The 20,072-nt window shown below is 41.0% G+C and carries 22 protein-coding genes; 9 read left to right on the plus strand and 13 right to left on the minus strand.

Annotated features, from left to right (window positions below; translation table 11 throughout):
* Positions 1-59: 59 nt before the first annotated feature.
* Both IEV18_RS04675 and IEV18_RS04680 read right to left on the minus strand, forming a co-directional pair.
* Positions 60-1,826 carry a methyl-accepting chemotaxis protein gene (locus IEV18_RS04675; protein WP_229733550.1) on the minus strand — a complete coding sequence of 589 codons (1,767 nt, stop codon included), beginning with the start codon at positions 1,824-1,826 and terminating at the stop codon, positions 60-62.
* A gap of 68 nt (positions 1,827-1,894) precedes the next feature.
* Positions 1,895-2,443: an HD domain-containing protein gene (locus IEV18_RS04680; RefSeq protein ID WP_308421539.1), complete on the minus strand. Its 549-nt coding sequence runs from the start codon at positions 2,441-2,443 to the stop codon at positions 1,895-1,897.
* Between the two features lie 182 nt (positions 2,444-2,625).
* On the opposite strand from IEV18_RS04680, the gene fni reads away from it, so the two are divergent.
* From fni to IEV18_RS04710, 6 genes are all read left to right on the plus strand, one after another.
* Entirely contained in the window at positions 2,626-3,672 is a 1,047-nt protein-coding gene (gene fni, locus IEV18_RS04685; RefSeq protein WP_188391222.1) for a type 2 isopentenyl-diphosphate Delta-isomerase, read from the plus strand.
* A gap of 139 nt (positions 3,673-3,811) precedes the next feature.
* Positions 3,812-4,534, plus strand: coding sequence for a DsbA family oxidoreductase (locus IEV18_RS04690; protein ID WP_188391223.1), 723 nt, complete (start codon positions 3,812-3,814; stop codon positions 4,532-4,534).
* Positions 4,535-4,787: 253 nt separating this feature from the next.
* A complete protein-coding gene (locus IEV18_RS04695; RefSeq protein ID WP_188391224.1) occupies positions 4,788-5,741 on the plus strand; it encodes an ABC transporter permease in 954 nt (317 codons plus the stop codon).
* Entirely contained in the window at positions 5,731-6,687 is a 957-nt protein-coding gene (locus tag IEV18_RS04700; RefSeq protein WP_188391225.1) for an iron chelate uptake ABC transporter family permease subunit, read from the plus strand. The genes IEV18_RS04695 and IEV18_RS04700 overlap by 11 nt, the downstream gene beginning before the upstream one ends.
* On the plus strand, positions 6,684-7,451 hold the full coding sequence (locus tag IEV18_RS04705) for an iron ABC transporter ATP-binding protein (RefSeq protein ID WP_188391226.1): 768 nt from the start codon (positions 6,684-6,686) through the stop codon (positions 7,449-7,451). The genes IEV18_RS04700 and IEV18_RS04705 overlap by 4 nt, the downstream gene beginning before the upstream one ends.
* Positions 7,452-7,726: 275 nt before the next feature.
* A complete protein-coding gene (locus tag IEV18_RS04710) occupies positions 7,727-8,755 on the plus strand; it encodes a siderophore ABC transporter substrate-binding protein (RefSeq protein ID WP_188391227.1) in 1,029 nt (342 codons plus the stop codon).
* A 65-nt stretch (positions 8,756-8,820) separates the two neighbouring features.
* Here IEV18_RS04710 and hisIE read toward each other — a convergent pair whose 3' ends face one another.
* From hisIE to hisZ, 8 genes are read right to left on the minus strand one after another with little or no spacing between them, the layout of a single operon-like run.
* Positions 8,821-9,465, minus strand: coding sequence for a bifunctional phosphoribosyl-AMP cyclohydrolase/phosphoribosyl-ATP diphosphatase HisIE (gene hisIE / locus IEV18_RS04715; protein ID WP_188391228.1), 645 nt, complete (start codon positions 9,463-9,465; stop codon positions 8,821-8,823).
* Positions 9,465-10,229 (minus strand): imidazole glycerol phosphate synthase subunit HisF, encoded by a 765-nt coding sequence (hisF, locus tag IEV18_RS04720; protein WP_188391229.1) that lies wholly within the window; start codon positions 10,227-10,229, stop codon positions 9,465-9,467. Before hisF ends, hisIE begins: the two co-directional genes overlap by 1 nt.
* Positions 10,219-10,941 (minus strand): 1-(5-phosphoribosyl)-5-[(5-phosphoribosylamino)methylideneamino]imidazole-4-carboxamide isomerase, encoded by a 723-nt coding sequence (hisA, locus tag IEV18_RS04725; protein ID WP_188391230.1) that lies wholly within the window; start codon positions 10,939-10,941, stop codon positions 10,219-10,221. Before hisA ends, hisF begins: the two co-directional genes overlap by 11 nt.
* Positions 10,938-11,546: an imidazole glycerol phosphate synthase subunit HisH gene (hisH, locus tag IEV18_RS04730; RefSeq protein WP_188391231.1), complete on the minus strand. Its 609-nt coding sequence runs from the start codon at positions 11,544-11,546 to the stop codon at positions 10,938-10,940. The genes hisA and hisH overlap by 4 nt, the downstream gene beginning before the upstream one ends.
* A gap of 18 nt (positions 11,547-11,564) precedes the next feature.
* A complete protein-coding gene (hisB, locus tag IEV18_RS04735; protein ID WP_188391232.1) occupies positions 11,565-12,149 on the minus strand; it encodes an imidazoleglycerol-phosphate dehydratase HisB in 585 nt (194 codons plus the stop codon).
* Positions 12,130-13,425, minus strand: coding sequence for a histidinol dehydrogenase (gene hisD / locus IEV18_RS04740; RefSeq protein WP_188391233.1), 1,296 nt, complete (start codon positions 13,423-13,425; stop codon positions 12,130-12,132). Before hisD ends, hisB begins: the two co-directional genes overlap by 20 nt.
* A gap of 3 nt (positions 13,426-13,428) precedes the next feature.
* Positions 13,429-14,058 (minus strand): ATP phosphoribosyltransferase, encoded by a 630-nt coding sequence (gene hisG / locus IEV18_RS04745; protein WP_188391234.1) that lies wholly within the window; start codon positions 14,056-14,058, stop codon positions 13,429-13,431.
* A 1-nt stretch (position 14,059) separates the two neighbouring features.
* Positions 14,060-15,271, minus strand: a complete 1,212-nt coding sequence (hisZ, locus tag IEV18_RS04750) for an ATP phosphoribosyltransferase regulatory subunit (protein ID WP_188391235.1) — start codon at positions 15,269-15,271, stop codon at positions 14,060-14,062.
* A gap of 131 nt (positions 15,272-15,402) precedes the next feature.
* Between hisZ and IEV18_RS04755 the strand changes: the two genes are divergently transcribed.
* The 3 genes from IEV18_RS04755 to murB all read left to right on the plus strand — a co-directional run bounded on the left by IEV18_RS04755 (position 15,403) and on the right by murB (position 17,803).
* The gene (locus tag IEV18_RS04755) at positions 15,403-16,212 is read left to right on the plus strand and encodes a histidinol-phosphatase HisJ family protein (RefSeq protein ID WP_188391236.1); all 810 of its coding nucleotides are present in this window, start codon (positions 15,403-15,405) and stop codon (positions 16,210-16,212) included.
* 139 nt (positions 16,213-16,351) lie between these two features.
* Entirely contained in the window at positions 16,352-16,732 is a 381-nt protein-coding gene (locus tag IEV18_RS04760; protein ID WP_188391237.1) for a YbaN family protein, read from the plus strand.
* A gap of 132 nt (positions 16,733-16,864) precedes the next feature.
* The gene (gene murB, locus IEV18_RS04765) at positions 16,865-17,803 is read left to right on the plus strand and encodes a UDP-N-acetylmuramate dehydrogenase (protein WP_188391238.1); all 939 of its coding nucleotides are present in this window, start codon (positions 16,865-16,867) and stop codon (positions 17,801-17,803) included.
* Positions 17,804-17,848: 45 nt separating this feature from the next.
* Here murB and ehuA read toward each other — a convergent pair whose 3' ends face one another.
* Genes ehuA through IEV18_RS04780 form a run of 3 tightly spaced genes read right to left on the minus strand, consistent with a single transcriptional unit; the run spans position 17,849 to position 19,988 of the window.
* Positions 17,849-18,619: an ectoine/hydroxyectoine ABC transporter ATP-binding protein EhuA gene (gene ehuA, locus IEV18_RS04770; protein ID WP_308421540.1), complete on the minus strand. Its 771-nt coding sequence runs from the start codon at positions 18,617-18,619 to the stop codon at positions 17,849-17,851.
* Complete coding sequence (gene ehuD, locus IEV18_RS04775) at positions 18,619-19,329, minus strand: ectoine/hydroxyectoine ABC transporter permease subunit EhuD (RefSeq protein WP_188391239.1); 711 nt, start codon at positions 19,327-19,329, stop codon at positions 18,619-18,621. Before ehuD ends, ehuA begins: the two co-directional genes overlap by 1 nt.
* Positions 19,326-19,988, minus strand: coding sequence for an amino acid ABC transporter permease (locus IEV18_RS04780; RefSeq protein ID WP_188391259.1), 663 nt, complete (start codon positions 19,986-19,988; stop codon positions 19,326-19,328). Before IEV18_RS04780 ends, ehuD begins: the two co-directional genes overlap by 4 nt.
* Positions 19,989-20,072 lie beyond the last annotated feature (84 nt).

A 20,072-nucleotide genomic window follows, 5' to 3' on the forward strand; every position in this document is an offset into this window, starting at 1 on the left:
TACCGTTGCCGAATGAAAAATATCCCAAGCCTAAGAAGGCTGGGATATTTTATATTAATTTAAAGCTTGAATACTTTTAATTCTGCTTTTAGCTGTTCCGCCAAGGCAGCTAAATCTTTTGCGTGATTTGCAACTTCATCCATGGAACCGGCGGTTTGCTGTGCGGATGCCGATGCTTGTTCGACACCTGCTGCGGATTCTTCCGAAATAGATGCAATTCCTTCAATGGTTGTGTTCATCGAATTGCTGTTTTCATTAATCTCTTGCAAGTTTTCCGAGATGGCAGCAATTTTTTCTGCCATTTCAGAAACAGCCTGCTGAATCGTCGTAAACTTCTGGCCGGTTTCTTCTATTTGCCGTGTGCCTTCTTCTACTTCTTTATAGCCAGTTCCTAAGGAATCTACAACATGATTAATCTGAGTATTAATGGCAGTTACAATCGATGTAATTTCTTCTACTGAAGAAGAAACTTGATCCGACAGTTTTCTTACTTCCTCCGCCACTACTGCAAACCCTTTGCCGTGTTCTCCGGCTCTTGCTGCTTCTATAGCTGCATTTAAAGACAATAAATTTGTTTGTTCGGCAATGTCTTTAATGACTAAAACTAATTTTTGTATTTCTAAGGACTGCCTGTCTAACTGTTTCACGTTGTCCACCGATTGGGAGACAATGGAATCGATTTGTTTCATCTGCTTCACAGATTTTTCCATTAATACTTTTCCGTCGTCGGTCAACGTGAGTACATGCCGCGAATTATTCTCGATGATTTGCCCGCTGTTTTCCGACTCCTGCACCATTTGGACAAATTCACCCATTTTTTCCGACAATTCAGATGCGCCGTTTGCCTGCGTTTCTGAACCGGCTGCCAGCTCTTGCATCGTATTGGCAATTTGTTCATTGCCCTCTTTTACTTCCGATGATGCAATCGTTAACTCTTCGCTCTTTTGGGCGAGGGAGTTACTTGCATCAATAACTTTTGATAAAATTTGATGGATATTATCTTTCATTTGATTAATTGCGGTGGATAGCTGGCCAACCTCATCTTTGCCTTGATACTGAATTGCAGGGACGTTTAATTTCCCGGCGGCGACATCCTTCGTCACTTCAACTAATTGGTGCAGACTGCGGGAGACTCTCCTGCTTATTAAGAACATCAGCAATAACCCGATGACAATTGCCACTAAATTGACAGTCAGCAGCAATAAAGAAATTCCGTTCATTCTTTCAGTTGTCGAATTAATTAATGCTGCTTCTTCTTCACTGACGATATCCATCAATTCCCTGACGTTTTCAATAATATCTGTACGTACAATAGTGGATGACTTTCTGCTTACGTTTGCCAGCAAAGTATCTTCATTATTGACATGTTGGATAATTTTTTTGATAAAACTGGAATGAATAATGCTTGTCATGGAACGGATATCTTCTAATAATTCCTTTTCTCTGTCTGTATTTGCTTCAGCAAGCAGCTTGTCCACCAGCTGAACAATCTCTTCTTGCTGCTGTTCAAATTTCTTTTCAAACGCTTTATCCCCGGAATTAATATAATCAGCGATATCGATATCCCGGGTTTGAATGGCGGTAGCTAATCTGGACATGTTCCGGACCCGTTCACTCTGACTATGAATCTCGGCAATATCATTCTTTCCGATATTTAATTGGAAGAAAATAATTAGCGTGGCAATGACAAACAGGATATTAACAATAAGCAAAGCAGCTCCAAATTTATAGCCGATTTTTAAATTTTGAAAAGAAAATTTTGTTCCTTTTTTAAATTTTGTTCCTTTTTTCTTTAGATTGTTTTTCCCCCGTGTTTTAATCTTCATTGTAACTTCTCCTTTGCCTGCATCACGAATAAATTTTTTTGTTTTATATGCCCTTTAGTTATGTAATATTAAGACGAAAACACCCTTTTCACAGCATCTTCGTATTCGTAAAAGTAAAAAGGGATGTCTTCCTCATTTAAGCCATGGTACATCGAGGCAGCAATCGATTCGTTATACCACTTCTGCTGCTCAAACCCTGCATTAAACTTTTCCCAGATGGAAGCGCCATATTGCTGCAGTCCTTTTTCTATTCCGAGCAAATTATCGAGTTTATCTGCGACGATTAAATATTTTATTTCTTTGCTGCTATTGTTTACCGTTTGAATTGTATGCTGCTTTCGTTCTTTCCAGCTTTTTCCTTTGTCTTCCGTATGTGCCGAAACGAGATTGGCTACCGTCGGACCAAATAATTTTTCAATATCTTCTATATTATAAGGAGTATCCTCAACGATGTCATGCAAATAACCGGCACATATTAATTCTTCGGAAAAACCTGCTCGTTCCAAGTATTGTGCAACTTGAATCGGATGATTGATATAAGGTTCATTGGAGATTTTGCGAATTTGGCCTTTGTGGGCTTCTGTTGAAAATGCTCTTGCCTTTTCTTTCAAAAGCATCTCTCCTCAATTTCTAATTATATTTTATAAACAGTAATGAATAAATACTAGTAAAGCAATTGTTGTGAGACTGTATACCCATTATTATACAATAAGAAGTCCTTTTGAAAAGGCTTTACTTTCAAATTGCGTGAGAAATGGGTAAACTATAAACATATATTTTATTCGTGGAGGCATTCAAGATGAAAAAAGAAATTAATCAGCGAAAAACGGAGCATATCCGTCTCTGTTTGACAGGAAGAGTGGAAGGGGTTAATAAAACGACAGGGTTAGAAGGAATTGAATTTATCCATAATGCACTGCCGGAAATTAACTTTCACGATATCGATATCCGAATCTCCTTTTTAGGCCGGGAATTAAAAGCGCCATTTCTAGTAAGTTCAATGACGGGAGGAACGGATCTGGCAATCACGATTAATCAAAACTTAGCGGTTGCTGCCGAGGAAAAAGGCTGGGCTCTTGCCATCGGTTCGACGAGAGCTTTTTTAGAAAGCGATGCTTATAAAGAGTCATTTCTTCTTCGCGAGCAAGCCCCTACAGCTCCATTAATTGTGAATTTAGGTGCGGTCCAATTGAACTACGGCTATGGTCCGGAAGAATGTCAGCAAATTATTGATAAAACGAATGCGGACTCCATTGTTCTCCACTTGAACAGCTTGCAGGAGGCGGTACAAGATGGAGGAGATTTAAATTTCGAGAATTTGCTACCAAAAATCGAGAAAGTGTGCAAAACGCTGGAAGTTCCTGTTGGTGTCAAGGAAGTAGGTTTTGGCATTGATGGTACGGTGGCAGAGAAGCTTTACAATGCTGGCATTGCATATATTGATGTAGCCGGTGCAGGAGGAACTTCCTGGAGTCAAGTGGAAAAGCTGCGGTCACGCAACCCGTTAAAAAAGCGGGCAGCTGAGGCATTTAACAGCTGGGGAATACCGACGAAGGATTGTATTGTATCGGTACGGAGCAAGCTCCCTAATGTGCCGCTCGTCGCCAGCGGGGGGATGAAAAATGGCATGGATGCAGCAAAGGCGATTACAATTGGGGCAGATATGGTCGGTTTTGCCCGTCATTTGCTAAAGGCTGCCACCGAGTCGGCAGAAGCGGTCATAGAAACGATGGAACAAATTGAATTAGAATTGAAAATGACAATGTTTGGTATTGGTGCGAAAAATATAACCGAATTAAAAAATACAAAACGTGTCAGTGTTATGGGGAAGTCATTGCTGGAATAACAGGAATCTAATCCATGACATCTATTGCTTTATGTACAGAAACAGCCGTGATAAAATAGTGTAAAGCTTTTTCAAACGGTTGATGCTGCTTTTCGACTTTGCATCTATGTGCATTTTTAAACTGGAGGAGGTGCTGAAATTGAAAATTGAAGTATGGTCAGACTTTGTTTGTCCATTTTGCTATATTGGTAAAAGACATTTGGAACATGCGCTGGAAAAATTCCCTCATCGTGATTCGGTAACGATCGAATATAAAAGTTTTCAGCTGGATCCAAATGCCCGGCATATTCCAGGAAAAAGTTTCTATGAAACGTTTTCTGAATTAAAAGGGATGCCGTTAAATCAAGTAATTGCAATGAATAAACAAGTTGGTGAACAAGCGAAAAAGGTAGGACTCACGTACCGCTTCGATACGATGCAATATGCCAATACATTTGATGCCCATCGGGTGGCGAAATATGCGGAAACAGCCGGCAAAGGAAAGGAAATAACAGAACGGTTCCTTTTTGCCTACTTTACCGAGTCAAAATTAATCAGCGACCACGAAACGCTGGCAGACTTGGCGGAAGAGGTCGGGTTAGACCGGGAGGAGGTACTGAACGTACTGAAATCGAATAAATATACGCGGGAGGTCCGGGAAGATATTGATGTTGCCCGGCAAATCGGAGTAAGGGGAGTTCCATTCTTCGTTTTCAATGAAAAGTATGCTGTGTCTGGAGCCCAGCCGGAAGAAGTGTTTGTTCAGGCGCTGGAAAAAGTGTGGGAAGAAGAGAAGGAAAAACCCGCACTGCAGCCTTTAAATCCGAAACAGTCCGAAACATCCTACTGTACCGATGAAGGGTGCGAAATAAAAGAAAAATAAGTCGATGGAATGCTGGCACATTTTGTGTCAGCTTTTTGTTTGGAATAAAGGCTGTTCATCTTAGTTTATATTGACGGAACTTATAATTCTGTTATACTATTAATTGACAACTAATTGATAATGAATATCATTCTTATTTAGACTTATTCAAAGATAATAACTATTATTATTTACATTTCTATAACCCGATAATTTAGGCAATACACACTTTGTTCAAACGTTTGTTTAAAATAATTAGTTAAGAGGCTTACATATGAGACTGTGGATGCTAATAATTGCAAGTGTTATCCTGTCATTTATTTCGCTATTTGTCGGAGCCATCGACATTAGGCCGAGCGACTTGCTTGATTGGGGTTCCGATGAAACACAAATATTTTTAATCAGCAGAGTGCCGCGATTATTGGCAATTATAATGGCAGGAGCAGGCATGAGTATTGCTGGTTTAATTATGCAAAGTTTAAGCAGGAATAAATTTGTTTCCCCGACGACAGCCGGAACATTAGATGCGGCTAAACTGGGAATTATATTGTCGATGCTGTTCTTTACAAACGCAACCTATATACAGCAAATTATTTTTTGTTTTATCTTCACCTTAATCGGGACATTAGTCTTTATGCAAATTTTGGATCGCATCAAATTTAAAGATGCTATTTTTGTCCCGCTGATTGGGATTATGTATGGAAACATCTTGTCTGCAATTACTACCTTTTTGGGATACGAAGCAAATATACTCCAAAATATTTCCTCATGGTTAATGGGGAGCTTCACTTTAGTTATATCCGGCCGCTATGAACTGCTGTACGTCAGTATTCCGGCCATTATTTTAGCTTATCTTTATGCGAATAAGTTTACGGTTGCCGGTATGGGGGAGGATTTTGCAAAAAACTTAGGATTAAGTTACAGGTTTGTGCTGAATCTCGGGCTAACCCTTGTAGCCATTATTTCTACATCGGTCGTCCTGACCGTCGGGGTAATTCCTTTCTTAGGCCTGATTGTACCTAATATCGTCTCTCTGTACTTGGGGGATAATTTGCGTAAAACAATACCGCATACGATGATTCTTGGAATTGTATTTTTATTAATCTGTGATATTGCGGGCCGTATTATCATTCATCCGTATGAGATACCAGTCAATATTACCGTAGCAGTCATAGGAAGTGTAATTTTCCTCACTATGTTGTTTAGGGGCAGAGCATATGCGAAGTAATCAGACGAAAATCATATTTCTGGCAGTACTGGCAATCATTTGTATGCTCTTATACGGATTTTATGATATAAAAGGCGGCTTTGATTACGCATTTCCAAGACGAGTCATTAAAATTGCGGCGATGGTTGTAACTGGAATTGCCATCTCCTATTCTACTGTTGTGTTTCAGACAATTACCCACAATCGGATATTGACCCCCTCCGTAATGGGGATGGACTCCATGTATGAAGTTGTTCAAACGTTGATATATTTCTTTGCGGGATCCATGTCGATTTGGGTAGTTAATCGATATTTAAATTTTGGGGCAGCAATCATTGCGATGGTCTTATTCGCCCTAATATTATACCGGTTTTTATTCCGAACCAATAAATATCCCATTTATTTATTGCTGCTGATTGGGATGATTTTAGGGACACTGTTAGGCAGTTTTGTAACGTTCCTGCAAGTATTAATTGACCCGGTGGAATATCTCAGCTTGCAAACTCGATTATTTGCCAGTTTTACCAATGTGAAAGCAGAGCTTTTATATATTGCCATGGGTATTTTGCTAATCGCATTTATTTATGGTTTTCAGATTATGAGCAAATTGGATGTTATGTCACTGGGCCGTGAAAACGCAATTAACCTTGGGATTAACTATGATCGGATGGTAATGAATATTTTAATCCTATCATCTGTACTCATTGCCACATCCACTGCTCTAGTTGGCCCTATAACATTTTTAGGCTTAATCGTAGCCAATCTGTCGTATCAGTATTTAGCCACACATAAACACTCAACATTGATTTTGGGTGCCAGTCTGATAAGCGTCATTGCGCTCGTTGGCGGACAGTTTCTTGCCGAACATATTTTTGAATTGCGTACGACCATTAGTGTCATCATTAATTTTGTAGGCGGTATTTACTTCATTTACTTATTACTTAAAGAAAGTAGGTCTGCTGGATGATTGAAATAAAGGAACTGACAAAACGATTTGGTAAGAAAAACGTTGTAGATAAAGTTTCATTAGAAATTCAGCCAAGAGCCATTACATCGATTATTGGTCCGAATGGAGCCGGAAAATCAACATTGTTATCCATGGTGAGCCGTTTATTAGACGCGGATACAGGTGAAGTATTGCTCGATCAACGAACAGTAAAAAAATGGAAATCCGAGGAATTTGCCAAACGGGTATCCATCTTAAAACAATCCAACTACACAAATGTCCGCATTACCGTTCGGGACTTGATTTCTTTTGGCAGATATCCATATTCGAAGGGACGTTTGACAGAGGAAGACAAAAAGCATGTAGAACAGGCAATTGATTATATGAATTTACATGATTTGCAAGACCAGTTTATTGATGAATTGTCCGGCGGTCAAAGGCAGCGGGCATTTATTGCCATGGTTATTGCCCAAGACACGGATTATGTATTGCTGGATGAGCCGTTAAATAATCTGGATATGAAACATTCAGTACAAATTATGAAAATTCTGCGCAAATTGGTGGATGAACTTGGCAAAACCGTTGTTATTGTACTGCACGATATTAATTTTGCGTCGGTATACTCCGATCGCATTATTGCTTTGAAAAATGGAAAATTAGTGAAGAACGGACCTACGAAAGAAATTATTAACTCTGAATCACTCCGTGAAATATATGATATGCATATCCCGGTCCAAGAACAGAATGGCTGCCGGATTTGTGTATATTTTAATTCCCATGCTTAATAATAAGAAGAGCCAGAGCATCCAACACCAAATGCCAATGAAATAGCCTTAGCCAATCCTCCTGTTAATGAAGATAAAACGAAACGTTCATAACAGGAGGTTTTACTAATGGGATATCAAACCAAATATGAAAGGAATCTTAGAAGGAAAATTTTCTTTATTTTTGTGCAAAATTAATATTGACGACATCGCTGTGCCGTCATATAATGAAGATGCCTATAATTGATAATGATTATCATTATCAATTCATTTAAATATGAAGGGGAGAATACATAATGAAAAATAAGAAATTATTAATTCTTATTTTTGCGTTGCTAGGTATTATTCTTGCTGCCTGCGGCGGATCTGATGAACCAGCGGAGGATCAAGCCAATGAAGAAGGGACAACAGCTGAAGAATCAGCTGACAGTGATTCCGGCTTTCCGATGACCATTTCTCCAACGGTTACTTCCAGCCAAAATAGAGATGGCAGCGAGACATATACGTTTGAAGAAGTTACCTTTGAATCTGTGCCTGAGAGAATTGTTGTATTTGATTATGGCTTTTTAGATACATTAGATGCCCTTGGAGTAGAGGGGATTGTTGGTGTGGCGAAGGATTCTTCTTTGCCGGCACATTTAGAGAAATATTCAGCTGATGAATATGGAAATATCGGAACTTTAAAAGAGCCGTTGCTTGAAGATATTGCTGCCCTTGAGCCGGACGTAATTTTTATTTCTGGTCGTCAAGCAACGTTTTACGAACAATTAAAGGAAATTACCCCAAATGTCGTCTTCGTAGGAACAGTTGATGATGACTATTGGAATACGTTTCTTGCTTCCGTAGATATTGCAGCTAAGCTGTTTGATAAGAAAGCAGAAGCAGAAGAATACCTTGCGAAAATTGATTCTGCTCTGGAAGAAATTAATGCTTTAGCGGAAAACTATGATACAAGTTTAGTCACCATGTATAATGAAGGCGAATTATCCGGGTTTTCCACCAACTCCCGATTCGGATATGTTTATGAAAATTACGGATTCAAACCGGTAACCGAGGATATTAACGCTTCCTCACATGGTTCTAACTTCGGTTACGAGGCGATCTTAGATTTTGATCCGCAAGTGTTATTTGTCATTGACCGTACTGCTGCAGTTTCCGGCAATTCCAATATCAAAGAAGATATTGAAAATGACATTATTAAACAAACGACAGCATACAAAGAAAATCGGATCGTTTATTTAGATGGTCCTCTTTGGTACTTAAGCGGCGGTGGATTACAGTCAGAACTTGCAAAAATCGAGGAAGTATTAGCCGAATTAAAATAAGAATGTAAATAAAACAATCGTTTGATCAAAGAGGGCTAGGACACAAGCTGTCCTAGCCCATTTTATTATGCATCTTTTTCTTGTCCTTCCTTTTCCATATGCCGTCTCTTTAATTCGGCTTTAATATCATCCAATGTGACACCCGCATGTTCCATTAAAACAAGAACGTGGTAGGTGAGGTCGGCAATTTCGCTGGTCAGCTCCTGTTTATCCGCATTTTTTGCTCCAATAATTACTTCGCTCGTTTCCTCTCCTACCTTTTTAAGGATCTTATCGACGCCTTTTTCAAAAAGATAGGCAGTATAGGATCCTTCTGTCGGATGCTGACGGCGGTTTTTAATAATATCGACAACCTGATAGATGATATCGTGAACCGGTTCTTCTTCCGCATACAAACTTTGATAAAAGCACGTTTCTTCACCGGTATGGCAAGCCGGGCCGAGGGGGGATACGTAAACGAGCAAAGCATCCCCGTCACAGTCATAGGCAATTTTCCGCACCTTTTGTTTATTTCCGGAAGTTTCTCCTTTATTCCACAGCTTTTTTCTCTTTCGCGAGAAAAACCAAGTTTCCTTTGTTTCTATCGTTTTTTGCAATGATTCTTTATTCATGTAAGCTAATGTTAAAACCTTGCCGGTACGGATATCTTGGACGATGGCAGGAATCAAACCGTGTTCGTCAAATTGCAATTCAGTGATACTGATGTCCATTAATAGCTCCCCCTTACAGGTATGTCATGCTGCTTTAAGTATGTCTTTAAATTAGGAATGGAGATCTCTCCATAATGGAAGACGGAGGCAGCCAAAGCTGCATCAGCACTGCCTTCGGTTAATACTTCTAAAAAATGCTCTTGTTTGCCGGCACCGCCGCTAGCAACAACCGGAATATTAACTGCACCGGCAATTTCCTTCGTTAAAGCAAGGTGATAGCCGTTTTTCTCCCCGTCCGTATCGATGGCATTGATGACAATTTCTCCTGCACCGGACTGCTCTCCTCGTTTCGCCCATTCTACCGCATCAATTTCGGTATTTTTTCGTCCGCCTTGGATAAAAACTTCCCATTTGCCAGGGGATGTTTCCTTTGCATCGATAGAAAGGACGATACATTGGCTGCCAAATTTATTTGCGCCTGCTTCAATAAGATCCGGGTTTGTGACAGCAGCGCTATTAATGGATACTTTATCGGCTCCGGAACGAAGGACGCGCTGGATGTCATCAACGGTCCGAATTCCGCCTCCGACGGTAAATGGTATGGAAATTTCCTTTGCAACTTTTTCAACGACATCAAGAAAAATATCTCTTTCTTCATTGGATGCGGTAATATCATAAAGTACAAGTTCATCTGCACCGGCTTCATTATATTGTTTGGCTAATTCCACCGGGTCGGCAACATCTTGGATATTTTGAAACTTTCTCCCTTTTACAACCCGGCCTTTATCCACATCGAGACAAGGAATTATTCGTTTAGCGAGCATTTTTTTCTGCCTCCAATACTTCTTCCAATTCAAGTCTTCCGTCATACAATGCTTTTCCGATAATCGCACCGTATATTCCCATAGCCGTTAATTTTTCCACATCATTTTTTGCAGATACGCCCCCTGAAGCGATTACCTTCATTGCGGTTGCTTTGTTCACTGTCTCTAATTCAGCAAAATTGGGGCCGCTTAGCATGCCGTCTTTCATAATATCAGTATAAACGATCGTATCAACGCCAATGGCCGCCAACTGTTTCACCAGGTCAATCGCTTTTAGGCCGCTGTCTTCCGTCCAGCCGTCCGTGGCAACATAGCCATTCCTTGCATCAATGGATACAGCAATACGGGAACCAAATTTTCCTACTGCCTCTTGGAGAAAGGAACGACTTTTAATTGCTGCCGTGCCGAGAATTACTCTTTCCACGCCGGCACGTAAATACTCTTCAACGACGGCTAGGGAACGGATGCCGCCGCCGGTTTGTATCGGGATATTTACTTGTTTTGCAATTTCCTTAATGGTCTGTCTGTTCACGTTTTCCCCTGTTTTTGCCCCATCCAGGTCGACGACGTGAATCCAGGAAGCTCCTTTTTTCTCCCACGTTTTGGCAACTTCGAGCGGGGAATTGTCATAAACCGTTTCTTTGTTATAATCTCCCTGGGTTAAACGGACACATTTGCCCCGAAGAATATCGATTGCTGGAAATATTATCATTCAATCATCTCCCTGAAATTTTTGAGTAATTGCATACCTGTCACACCGCTTTTTTCCGGATGGAACTGCATGCCGATGATGTTTTCTCTCTGTACGATTGCAGGAATCGGCTCGCCGTAATGGCTGCTGGCAACAACCGTATTTTTGTCATATGATGAACTAAGAAAATAGGAATGGACAAAGTAGACATAAGCGTTGCTGTCCACTCCTTTGCAAATCGGTCTGTCAAGATGTTTTATTAAGGTGTTCCATCCCATGTGGGGCACTTTCACCGTATTTGGAATCCGGGAGACTGTCCCTTTCAGCAAGCCTAAGCCTTCCCATTCACCGTTTTCGAAGCTTTTTTCATAAAATAATTGCATGCCGAGACAAATTCCTAATATTGGCTTGCCGCCGGCAGCTGCTTCATTGATTGCGGCTGCTAAATCCGATTGTTTCAGTATGTCCATTGCATCTTTAAAAGCGCCAACTCCCGGCAAAATAATAGCATCAGCTTCTTTCAGCTGTATTGGATCTGCCGTAAGGATGGAAGGCATGTTTAATTTATCAAGAGCAATTTGTAAACTTTTCGTATTTCCGGCACCGTAATCGATTATGGCAATCATCTTCGTTCCTCCTTGTACTTATAAAAGTCCTTTTGTCGAAGGAACCCCTTGAATCCTCGGATTTAATAAACTAGCCTGGTCCAGTGCCCTTCCGAATCCTTTGAAAATAGATTCAATACAGTGATGTGTATTTCTGCCGTAAGCTAATTGAATATGAAGATTTATCTTGGCGTTATTTGTAAAGCCTTGAAAAAATTCTTCCACTAACTCGGTATCAAAATTTCCTACCTTGTCCTTCAGTCCTTCGACACGATAGACGAGATATGGCCGGCCGCTAATGTCGACGGTAACGGTAGAAAGGGATTCGTCCATCGGAATCGTCACAGATGCATAGCGGTTAATTCCTTCTTTATTGCCGATTGCCTGATGAAAGGCCTGACCAAGAGCAATGCCGACATCTTCCACCGAATGGTGCTGGTCAACTTCTAAATCCCCGCGGCATTTTACAGTAAGATCAAAAAGTCCGTGTTTCGCAAGCAAGGTAAGCATGTGGTCGAAAAAGCCGATGCCTGTGTCAATGGAAGCTTTTCCCGTTCCGTCAATGTTTAATTCCAATTCAATTTCCGTTTCTTTTGTATTCCGGCTAATTTTTGCCTGGCGCATCAGTATCATCCTTTCTGATGGCAATTGCCTTTCCGTGGGCGGTTAAGCCTTCAGCAAAAGCCAGTTTTTCGATTTTTTCGGCATGTTGAAGGAGTGCTTTTTCCGAGTATCGAATAATGCTCGACCGTTTTACAAAATCATAAACCCCTAATGGGGAAGCAAAACGGGCGGTTCCATTTGTAGGCAATGTATGATTCGGACCGGCAAAATAATCTCCGAGCGGTTCCGGTGAAAAGTTTCCGAGAAAGATGGCTCCTGCGTTTTTTACGGAATGCATCCATCTTTCCGGATTTTTCACCATTAACTCCAAATGCTCCGGGGCAATATTATTAACGATTTCCATGGCTTCTTCCATGTTCCTGGCGATAATAATCATTCCGTTATTTTGCAGCGACTGTTTAACGATCGGGTGGCGTTCTAAAGAAATAGCCTGTTTTTCTGCTTCCGCCTTTATTTCTTTTGCCTTTTCCGCCGATGTAGTAATACAAATGGCTCGTGCAGATTCGTCATGTTCAGCTTGGGAGAGCAGATCGGCAGCTACATAAGGCACCGGGGCAGAATCATCTGCAACAACACAAATTTCACTTGGACCGGCAATCATATCAATCCCGACATCGCCGTATACCCATTTTTTGGCACGGGCAACATAAGCATTGCCTGGCCCGACGATTTTATCTACCCGTTCCACTGTTTCCGTCCCGTAAGCAAGGGCAGCGATTGCCTGTACACCGCCAATTTTATAAATTGTATCCACCCCGACTAAATCGGCTGCAGCAAGCACATATGGGTTTACTGTTCCGTCAGGCTGAAGCGGGGTTGTCATGACCACATTTGGAACCCCGGCAATTTTAGCGGGGATGACATTCATCAGCACGGTGGAGGGATAGGCGGCTTTTCCTCCAGGAATGTACACTCCTACTTTTTCCAGCGGAGTAATTTTTTGTCCTAGCATAATGCCGTTTTCTTTTTCAACAAACCATGATTTTTCTTTCTGTTCCCGGTGAAACGCTTCTATGTTTTCTTTTGCCCGCACTAACGCTTCAAAAAACAGAGGATCAACAAGCTTTTTCGCGTTCTTCTTTTCCTCTTCCGTAACGAGAAGCTCTTCGAGTTTAACTCCGTCATATTTTTCCGTGAAGTCGTATAACGCCTTATCTTTATCGGCTCGGACTTTTCGAATAATATTAAGCACGACCTCGTCGATAGCTTCCGTCATTTCTGTGGATGTTGTTGCCTTTTCTTCTTTCAGATATGCATCTGCGGTTACTATTCTCATTCATCAACCCTCCATTGCGGTACGCAATTGCTGAATGAATTGCTGTACTTCTTTCGATTTTGTAGCAAAGCTCGCTTTATTGACAATTAGCCGGGTGCTGATGGCGTCCATTTCTTCGTGGACTACTAAACCGTTCTCCCGTAACGTATTCCCCGTTTCAACGATGTCCACAATATAATCGGCAAGTCCTATAATTGGTGCGAGTTCCACAGAACCATTTAATTTGACCACTTCAATTTCCTGTCCTTTTTTCTGGAAATGTCTTCTGGCAACATTTGGGTACTTCGTTGCAATCGTCAACGGTTTGCCGGACGGCACCGTATGATTTGGTTTGCCTGCGACAGCAAACATACATTTTCCTATTTGTAAATCAAGCAATTCATAAACATCCGCTTCGGATTCCATAATATTGTCTTTCCCGACAATGCCAATATCCGCAGCTCCCTTTTCCACATAGGTGGGGACGTCTAATGCTTTGACGAAGATAAGCTTCATCGTATTGTCTTCATTGTAGAATAGGAGCTTCCGGGAATCTTCATGCAAATCCTGAAACCGACTCCCTGTTTTTTTAAGCAATTCAATTGTACTTTTTGCTGGTCTGCCTTTCGCCAAGGCAATCGTAATCCGTTCCAATTTAATTTTGTTCCCCCTCATTTTGTTTCAATAATTGCAGCAATTCTTCCATCGTTGTGAAAGGCTGTTTTTCATTCCCGCCGAGATAAGGCGATCGATCTCCTGAAAAATATACATGCTTTTTGGCAGGGAGCCCGGTGATATTTGTGATTACTTTGTAACCATAATTTCGCAGCTCATAGGACATGGACAGGGCTTCTTTTTGCCTGTTTTGATCGTAAAATATGCAAATATCGGCGGCAGAATCAACGGAAATATTTAGGCCTTGCTGTTTACGTGCCTGCAGAAGCAAATCAACATCAAAGGCAAAGCCGATGGCAGGCACAGAATTAGAAAACTGTTCTCCGAGGTGATCGTACCGGCCGCCCATCAGTACCGGCATGCCGACATTTCCTACAAACCCTTGGAAAATAACACCGGAGTAATAATTCATATGATTTATCAGGCCAAGATTAAAGAGAATATAGTCACTGGCGTTATAATCTTTTATCAGTTCATTAATTTCCATTAATCTCTGCAAAATATTTTCCATATTTTCATTTAAAGTCAGTTCTTTAGCCTGCTGAATAACTGTTTCCGGATCCCCATACATGACAGGAATTTGCCGAATGGCTTCTTTTGCCTCCGTACTAATCGTAAGTGACGACAAATAAGGTTCCATTTCAATGACATTTTTAGATTGGATAAGGGCTTTAATCTGCTCAAGCTGCTGGCCGGTTACTTGAATTTGTTCAATGATTTCCTTAAAAAAACCTGCATGGCCAACTTCAATTTTAAAATTTTTCAAGCCTAAATCTCTTAGCGTATGAATCGCAAGAATGATGACTTCCGCATCAATGAAAGGAGAATTTTCTCCGAAACATTCCACGCCTGCCTGGGTGCTTTCTGTAATTTCCCGTTGGCTATTTTGCCGATATACATCTTGGATGTAGAATAACCGCTGTTCCCGTAATAACGATTTGCTGATCATTTTCGTCAATGGAATAGTAACGTCTGGTCGGAGGACGAGGACGTCACCGGACGGGTCAATAACTTTAATCATTTCTCCTTTGCTCACTGTACCCGTAATGTTGGAATACATATCATAAGATTCAAAGGCGGGTGTTCTTATCTGCTGGTAGCCGTAGGTGGAAAAACGCTTTTTTATGACGGACATTAAATTCTCTTTTATTTCAAACTCTTCTATATTAGGATTATTGTAAGGATTTAGCATCGGTTAAACTCCTTTGTTATCATTCAATTAAAATATTTAACTTTAATACTTTATCACTTTAACAAAATAAAGTTATAATGTATTATATAGATGGATGGAAAAAAAGTCAATAATTGAGGAGAGATTAATAGATGTTTGATTACCATATTCATAGCGACTTTTCTGCAGACTGCAGCACTCGAATGGAAACGACGATACAAAAAGCGATAGAAATGAATTTAACCGAAATTTGTTTTACGGAGCATATTGATTATGATTATCCGGATAAAGATTGGATATTTGAATTTGACCTTCAGGAATACGACAAAAAGATAAAAGAACTGCAAGAGAAGTACCGGGGGAAGATTCAGATTAAAAAGGGCGTGGAAATTGGTCTTCAGCCACACCTTCTAGGAAAATATGAATCGTTAACAAAAACGGAATACTTTGATTTTATCATCTGTTCCATGCACGCAACGAGCGGAAAAGATTTGCATTCCGGGGCGTTTTTTGCCGGGAAGAGCGTAGAGGAAGCATATCGGATTTACTATGAAGAATTGTTCCATTGCATTAAAGAATACAAGAATTATAGTGTTTTAGGCCATTTAGATTTAGTGAAACGGTATACGGAAGAGAAAGCGGAGGATAACTTTTTTGATATCATTGCTGATATTTTTAATGTCGTAATTCAGGATGGAAAAGGGATTGAAGTGAATACTTCTGGTTACCGTTATGGACTTGAAAGCGGAATGCCAAGTGCAGATATACTCAAATTGTATAAAGACTGTGGCGGAGAGATGATTACGTTAGGATCCGACTCTCACACAGAAACGACTTTGGCATCTCGTTTTCGGGATACGCTGGAACTTCTAAGTTCGATTGGCTTTCGATACGTAGCTACTTTCGAAGGTCAAGTCCCGAAAATGCATCCAATTGAGGAAGTGAAAAAATTTTACCGGTAAGGGGCAATTCCTTTACAAGGGCTTCATGAGAGACAAACCCAGGAAAAAAGTCACAAAATATTACCGAACGACCGGCATGGCGCGCTTCTTAGCATGATATAATGAAAAAGGATATCAATATTTTAGAAGGTGTTGGCATATGAATACGGTGAAAAGGGTGTTTTTAATCGTAGCAGGATCCATTTCTTTAGGAATGGGGATATTAGGGATTTTTCTCCCTGTTCTCCCGACGACACCGTTATTGCTGCTTGCAGCAGCATGCTATGTTCGCAGTTCGGACCGTTTATATCAATGGCTGATTACGAATAAACGTTTTGGACCATATATATTAAATTACCGGGAAGGGAAAGGGATCCCATTAAAAGCGAAAATTATGGGTGTTACATTAATCTGGATATCGATGCTCTTTACTGTAATCGTTGTGATTCCGCTCGTCAGTATTAAAATTTTATTGCTCGGAATTGCAGCATATTTTACCCGCTTCATTTTAAAGCAAAAGACATTGGAAAAACATATTTAGCAATATTGGATTCATTTGTTTTTAATGTAGCAAGATTGGGCATAATCCCTTACAATAAAGAAGATGGAAAATCACCTTATATGTTAAGGTGATTTTTTTCAGGGAAGGCTAAGTGCATAATGAGAAAAAGGAATGGTTTTTGTGATACAAAATCAGCTTTATGAGAAGTTAACACAAATTACTGCGAAAGAGAATATTTTTATTGATGAATATTTAAAAAACCATACGTATACCCGCTTAGGCGGCAAGGCAGATTTTTATGTAACTCCGGAATCATACGAGGAAGTGCAAGGTATTGTCCGCCTGGCAAATGAAGAAAGGGTCCCTTTTACATTGCTAGGAAATGGCTCCAATTTAATTGTCAAGGACGGCGGCATCCGGGGCATTGTAATGAATTTAAACAAGCTGAATAAAATCACGACGGAAGATCATATCATCGTTGCCCAAAGCGGGGCACGTATTATTGATGTTTCTCGGGAAGCATTAAAGGAACGTTTAAGCGGCTTGGAATTTGCCTGCGGAATTCCAGGAACGGTTGGCGGGGCATTATATATGAATGCAGGTGCCTATGGCGGAGAAATTAAAGATGTGCTAACAAGTGCTGTCGTGATGGATAAACAGGGAGAAATTATAACATTGCCTGCGGAAGATTTGGACTTATCCTATCGGAAGAGCAATATTCCCGACAAAGGATATATTGTTTTAGAGGCAGAATTCTCCTTAAAAAGCGGAAAATATGAAGAAATTAAAGCGATAATGGATGATTTGACCGAGCGGCGTGAATCGAAACAGCCCTTGGAATATCCGTCCTGCGGCAGTGTATTTAAACGGCCGCCCGGATATTTTGCCGGCAAGCTGATACAGGACAGCAATTTGCAAGGGACAAGAATTGGCGGTGCCGAAGTTTCTAAAAAGCATGCCGGGTTTATCGTCAATATTGATCATGCAACGGCAAAGGAATACATTGAGTTAATCCGTCACGTGCAAAAGACGGTGAAAGAAAAGTTTGGCGTTACTTTGGAAAGAGAAGTCCGGATTATCGGAGAAGACTTAGACGAAGAGGACAAGTAAAAGATAAGAGCATAAGCTGCATAATGCGGCCTATGCTCTTTTCCTTTATTTTCGGAAGCGCCTTAGAAATTCCTGCAATCTCGCATTATCCGACTGCTCGATTACTTCCCGGGCTGTACCTTGTTCGGCAATTATCCCTTTATCAAGAAATAATACTTTGTCGGCAATATCTAGGGCAAAGTCCATTTCATGGGTGACAAGTACCATCGCCATATCTTCGTGTTTTGCTAAGTCGCGGATTACTTCCAATACCTCTCCGACAAGTTCCGGATCGAGGGCAGAGGTGACTTCATCGAACAGCATAATTTTCGGCCGCATAACAAGGGCTCTGGCCATGGCAACCCGCTGTTTTTGCCCGCCGGAAAGCTGACTCGGATAATTGTTAAGCTTATCTCCAAGGCCGACTCGTTCCAGCATATGAATGGAACGTTCCCGGACTTCTTCTTTATCTTCCTTTTTTACATGAATTGGTGCAGTCATGCAATTTTCCAAAATGGTCATATGGGGAAATAAATTGAAATGCTGAAACACCATGCCGATATCGCTGCGTATTTCCCTCAGATGCTTTTCATTGGCACGTACCATTTCCCCATTCTTTTCCATTTTCCAAAGGTTTTTCCCATCAACGTAAATATCCCCTGAAGTCGGTTCTTCTAATGTCATTAACATGCGGATAATTGTCGTTTTTCCTGACCCGCTCGGCCCGATAACGGCAATTTTTTCTCCAGGGTAAATATCGAGATTAATTCCCTTTAATACTTCCACCTCGCCGAAGGATTTATGGACATCTTTATATTCAACGATCGGTTTTAACATTACAGTACCGCTCCTTTTTGGCTGTTTTCCAAAATCGTATTTTTATCAAATCGGGTATTCATTTTTCTTTCCAGTTTTTTGATGAAAATGGCAGACGGATAGCTTAACAGCAGGAATATTATACCGACAATCGTTAATGGCTCTAGATATGCCCAGTTTCTCGCCCCGTACGTATTCGCCATGTAAAGGATTCCTGCAGCACCGACCGTGGAGGCAAGGGGAACCTCTTTAAACATGATGATGAAATAATTCCCCAGCATCGGTATAACCGGGGGAACTGCTTGCGGCAAAATAATTTTTCGCCATTTTTGATAAGTTGAAAAGTTAAGTGCTGTTGCTGCTTCCCATTGGCCTTTGTCGACACTCTCGATGCCCGACCGATAAATCTCGCCGATATACGTGCTGAAATGGATTCCCAGTCCTAAAACGGCACTGGCGAAAGGACTTAAGGTAACGCCAACCCCAGGAATCATCGGCCATGCATAATAAATAAAGAATAGCTGTACAAGGGGAGGTGTGGAACGGATAAATTCCATCGCCCACGTTACGAACCAATGAAAAGGTCTACTCGGCACCCGGCGTAAAAAGGTCCAGAAAAAGCCAAGCAGCAATGCAAACAGATAGCATGTAACGGTCAGTCCGACAGTAATCCCTAACCCTTGTAATACAAAGGGAAAGGCATCAAAAAAGATCTCCCAATTCCATTTCATTGGCTGGCCACTCCTTTCTTAGAAATTTCCTCTGCCTTCCTCTGGAGAAAGATGAGCGGCAATGCCAGCAGGAAATAAAAAATCAATACTAATACGTAAACAATTGGCGCCTGGGATAAATTAGCACTGCGAATAATGTCACCATAGTATAAAATATCGGTCATCCCAATTAGAGAAACGAGGGATGTTGCTTTCAGCATTTGAATCGTGTAATTGCTAAATTCCGGGAGCATCATCCGGAGAGCCTGAGGAAAAATAACGAGACGCATTCGCTGAAATGGCGACATGTTTAGAGCGATGGCTGCTTCCGTTTGTCCTTTAGCAACAGACAAAATGGATCCTCGAACTACTTCAGACATATATGCCCCGTAATTCAGGCCGATGGCAATAACCCCGGTCCACCAATTGCTTCCGAGCTGAATGCCGAAAAGCATCGGAATCGCATAGTAAAGCCAGAATAATTGAACGATGAGGGATGTTCCGCGGAAAATTTCAACATATACACTCGTCGCTTTCCGAATGAAGACATTTTTGGAAAGCCGGCACAATCCGGCGGCAAATGCCATGATATAAGAAAAAATGGCAGCTGCAATAAGGACGGAAACGGTAATCCCCAAACCGCGGGCAAGCTGTGGAAAAACTTCAATTAATGCATTAATTTTGATCACTCCTTCGTTGTCATCCCATAAAAATAAGGTCCGGCCCCAGGGGACGGGAACCGGACCCTACCTTCACTTTCTTGC

It is taken from the genome of Compostibacillus humi, assembly GCF_014637175.1.
In the GTDB taxonomy this organism is placed as follows: Bacteria; Bacillota; Bacilli; order Bacillales; family Amphibacillaceae; genus Oceanobacillus; species Oceanobacillus humi.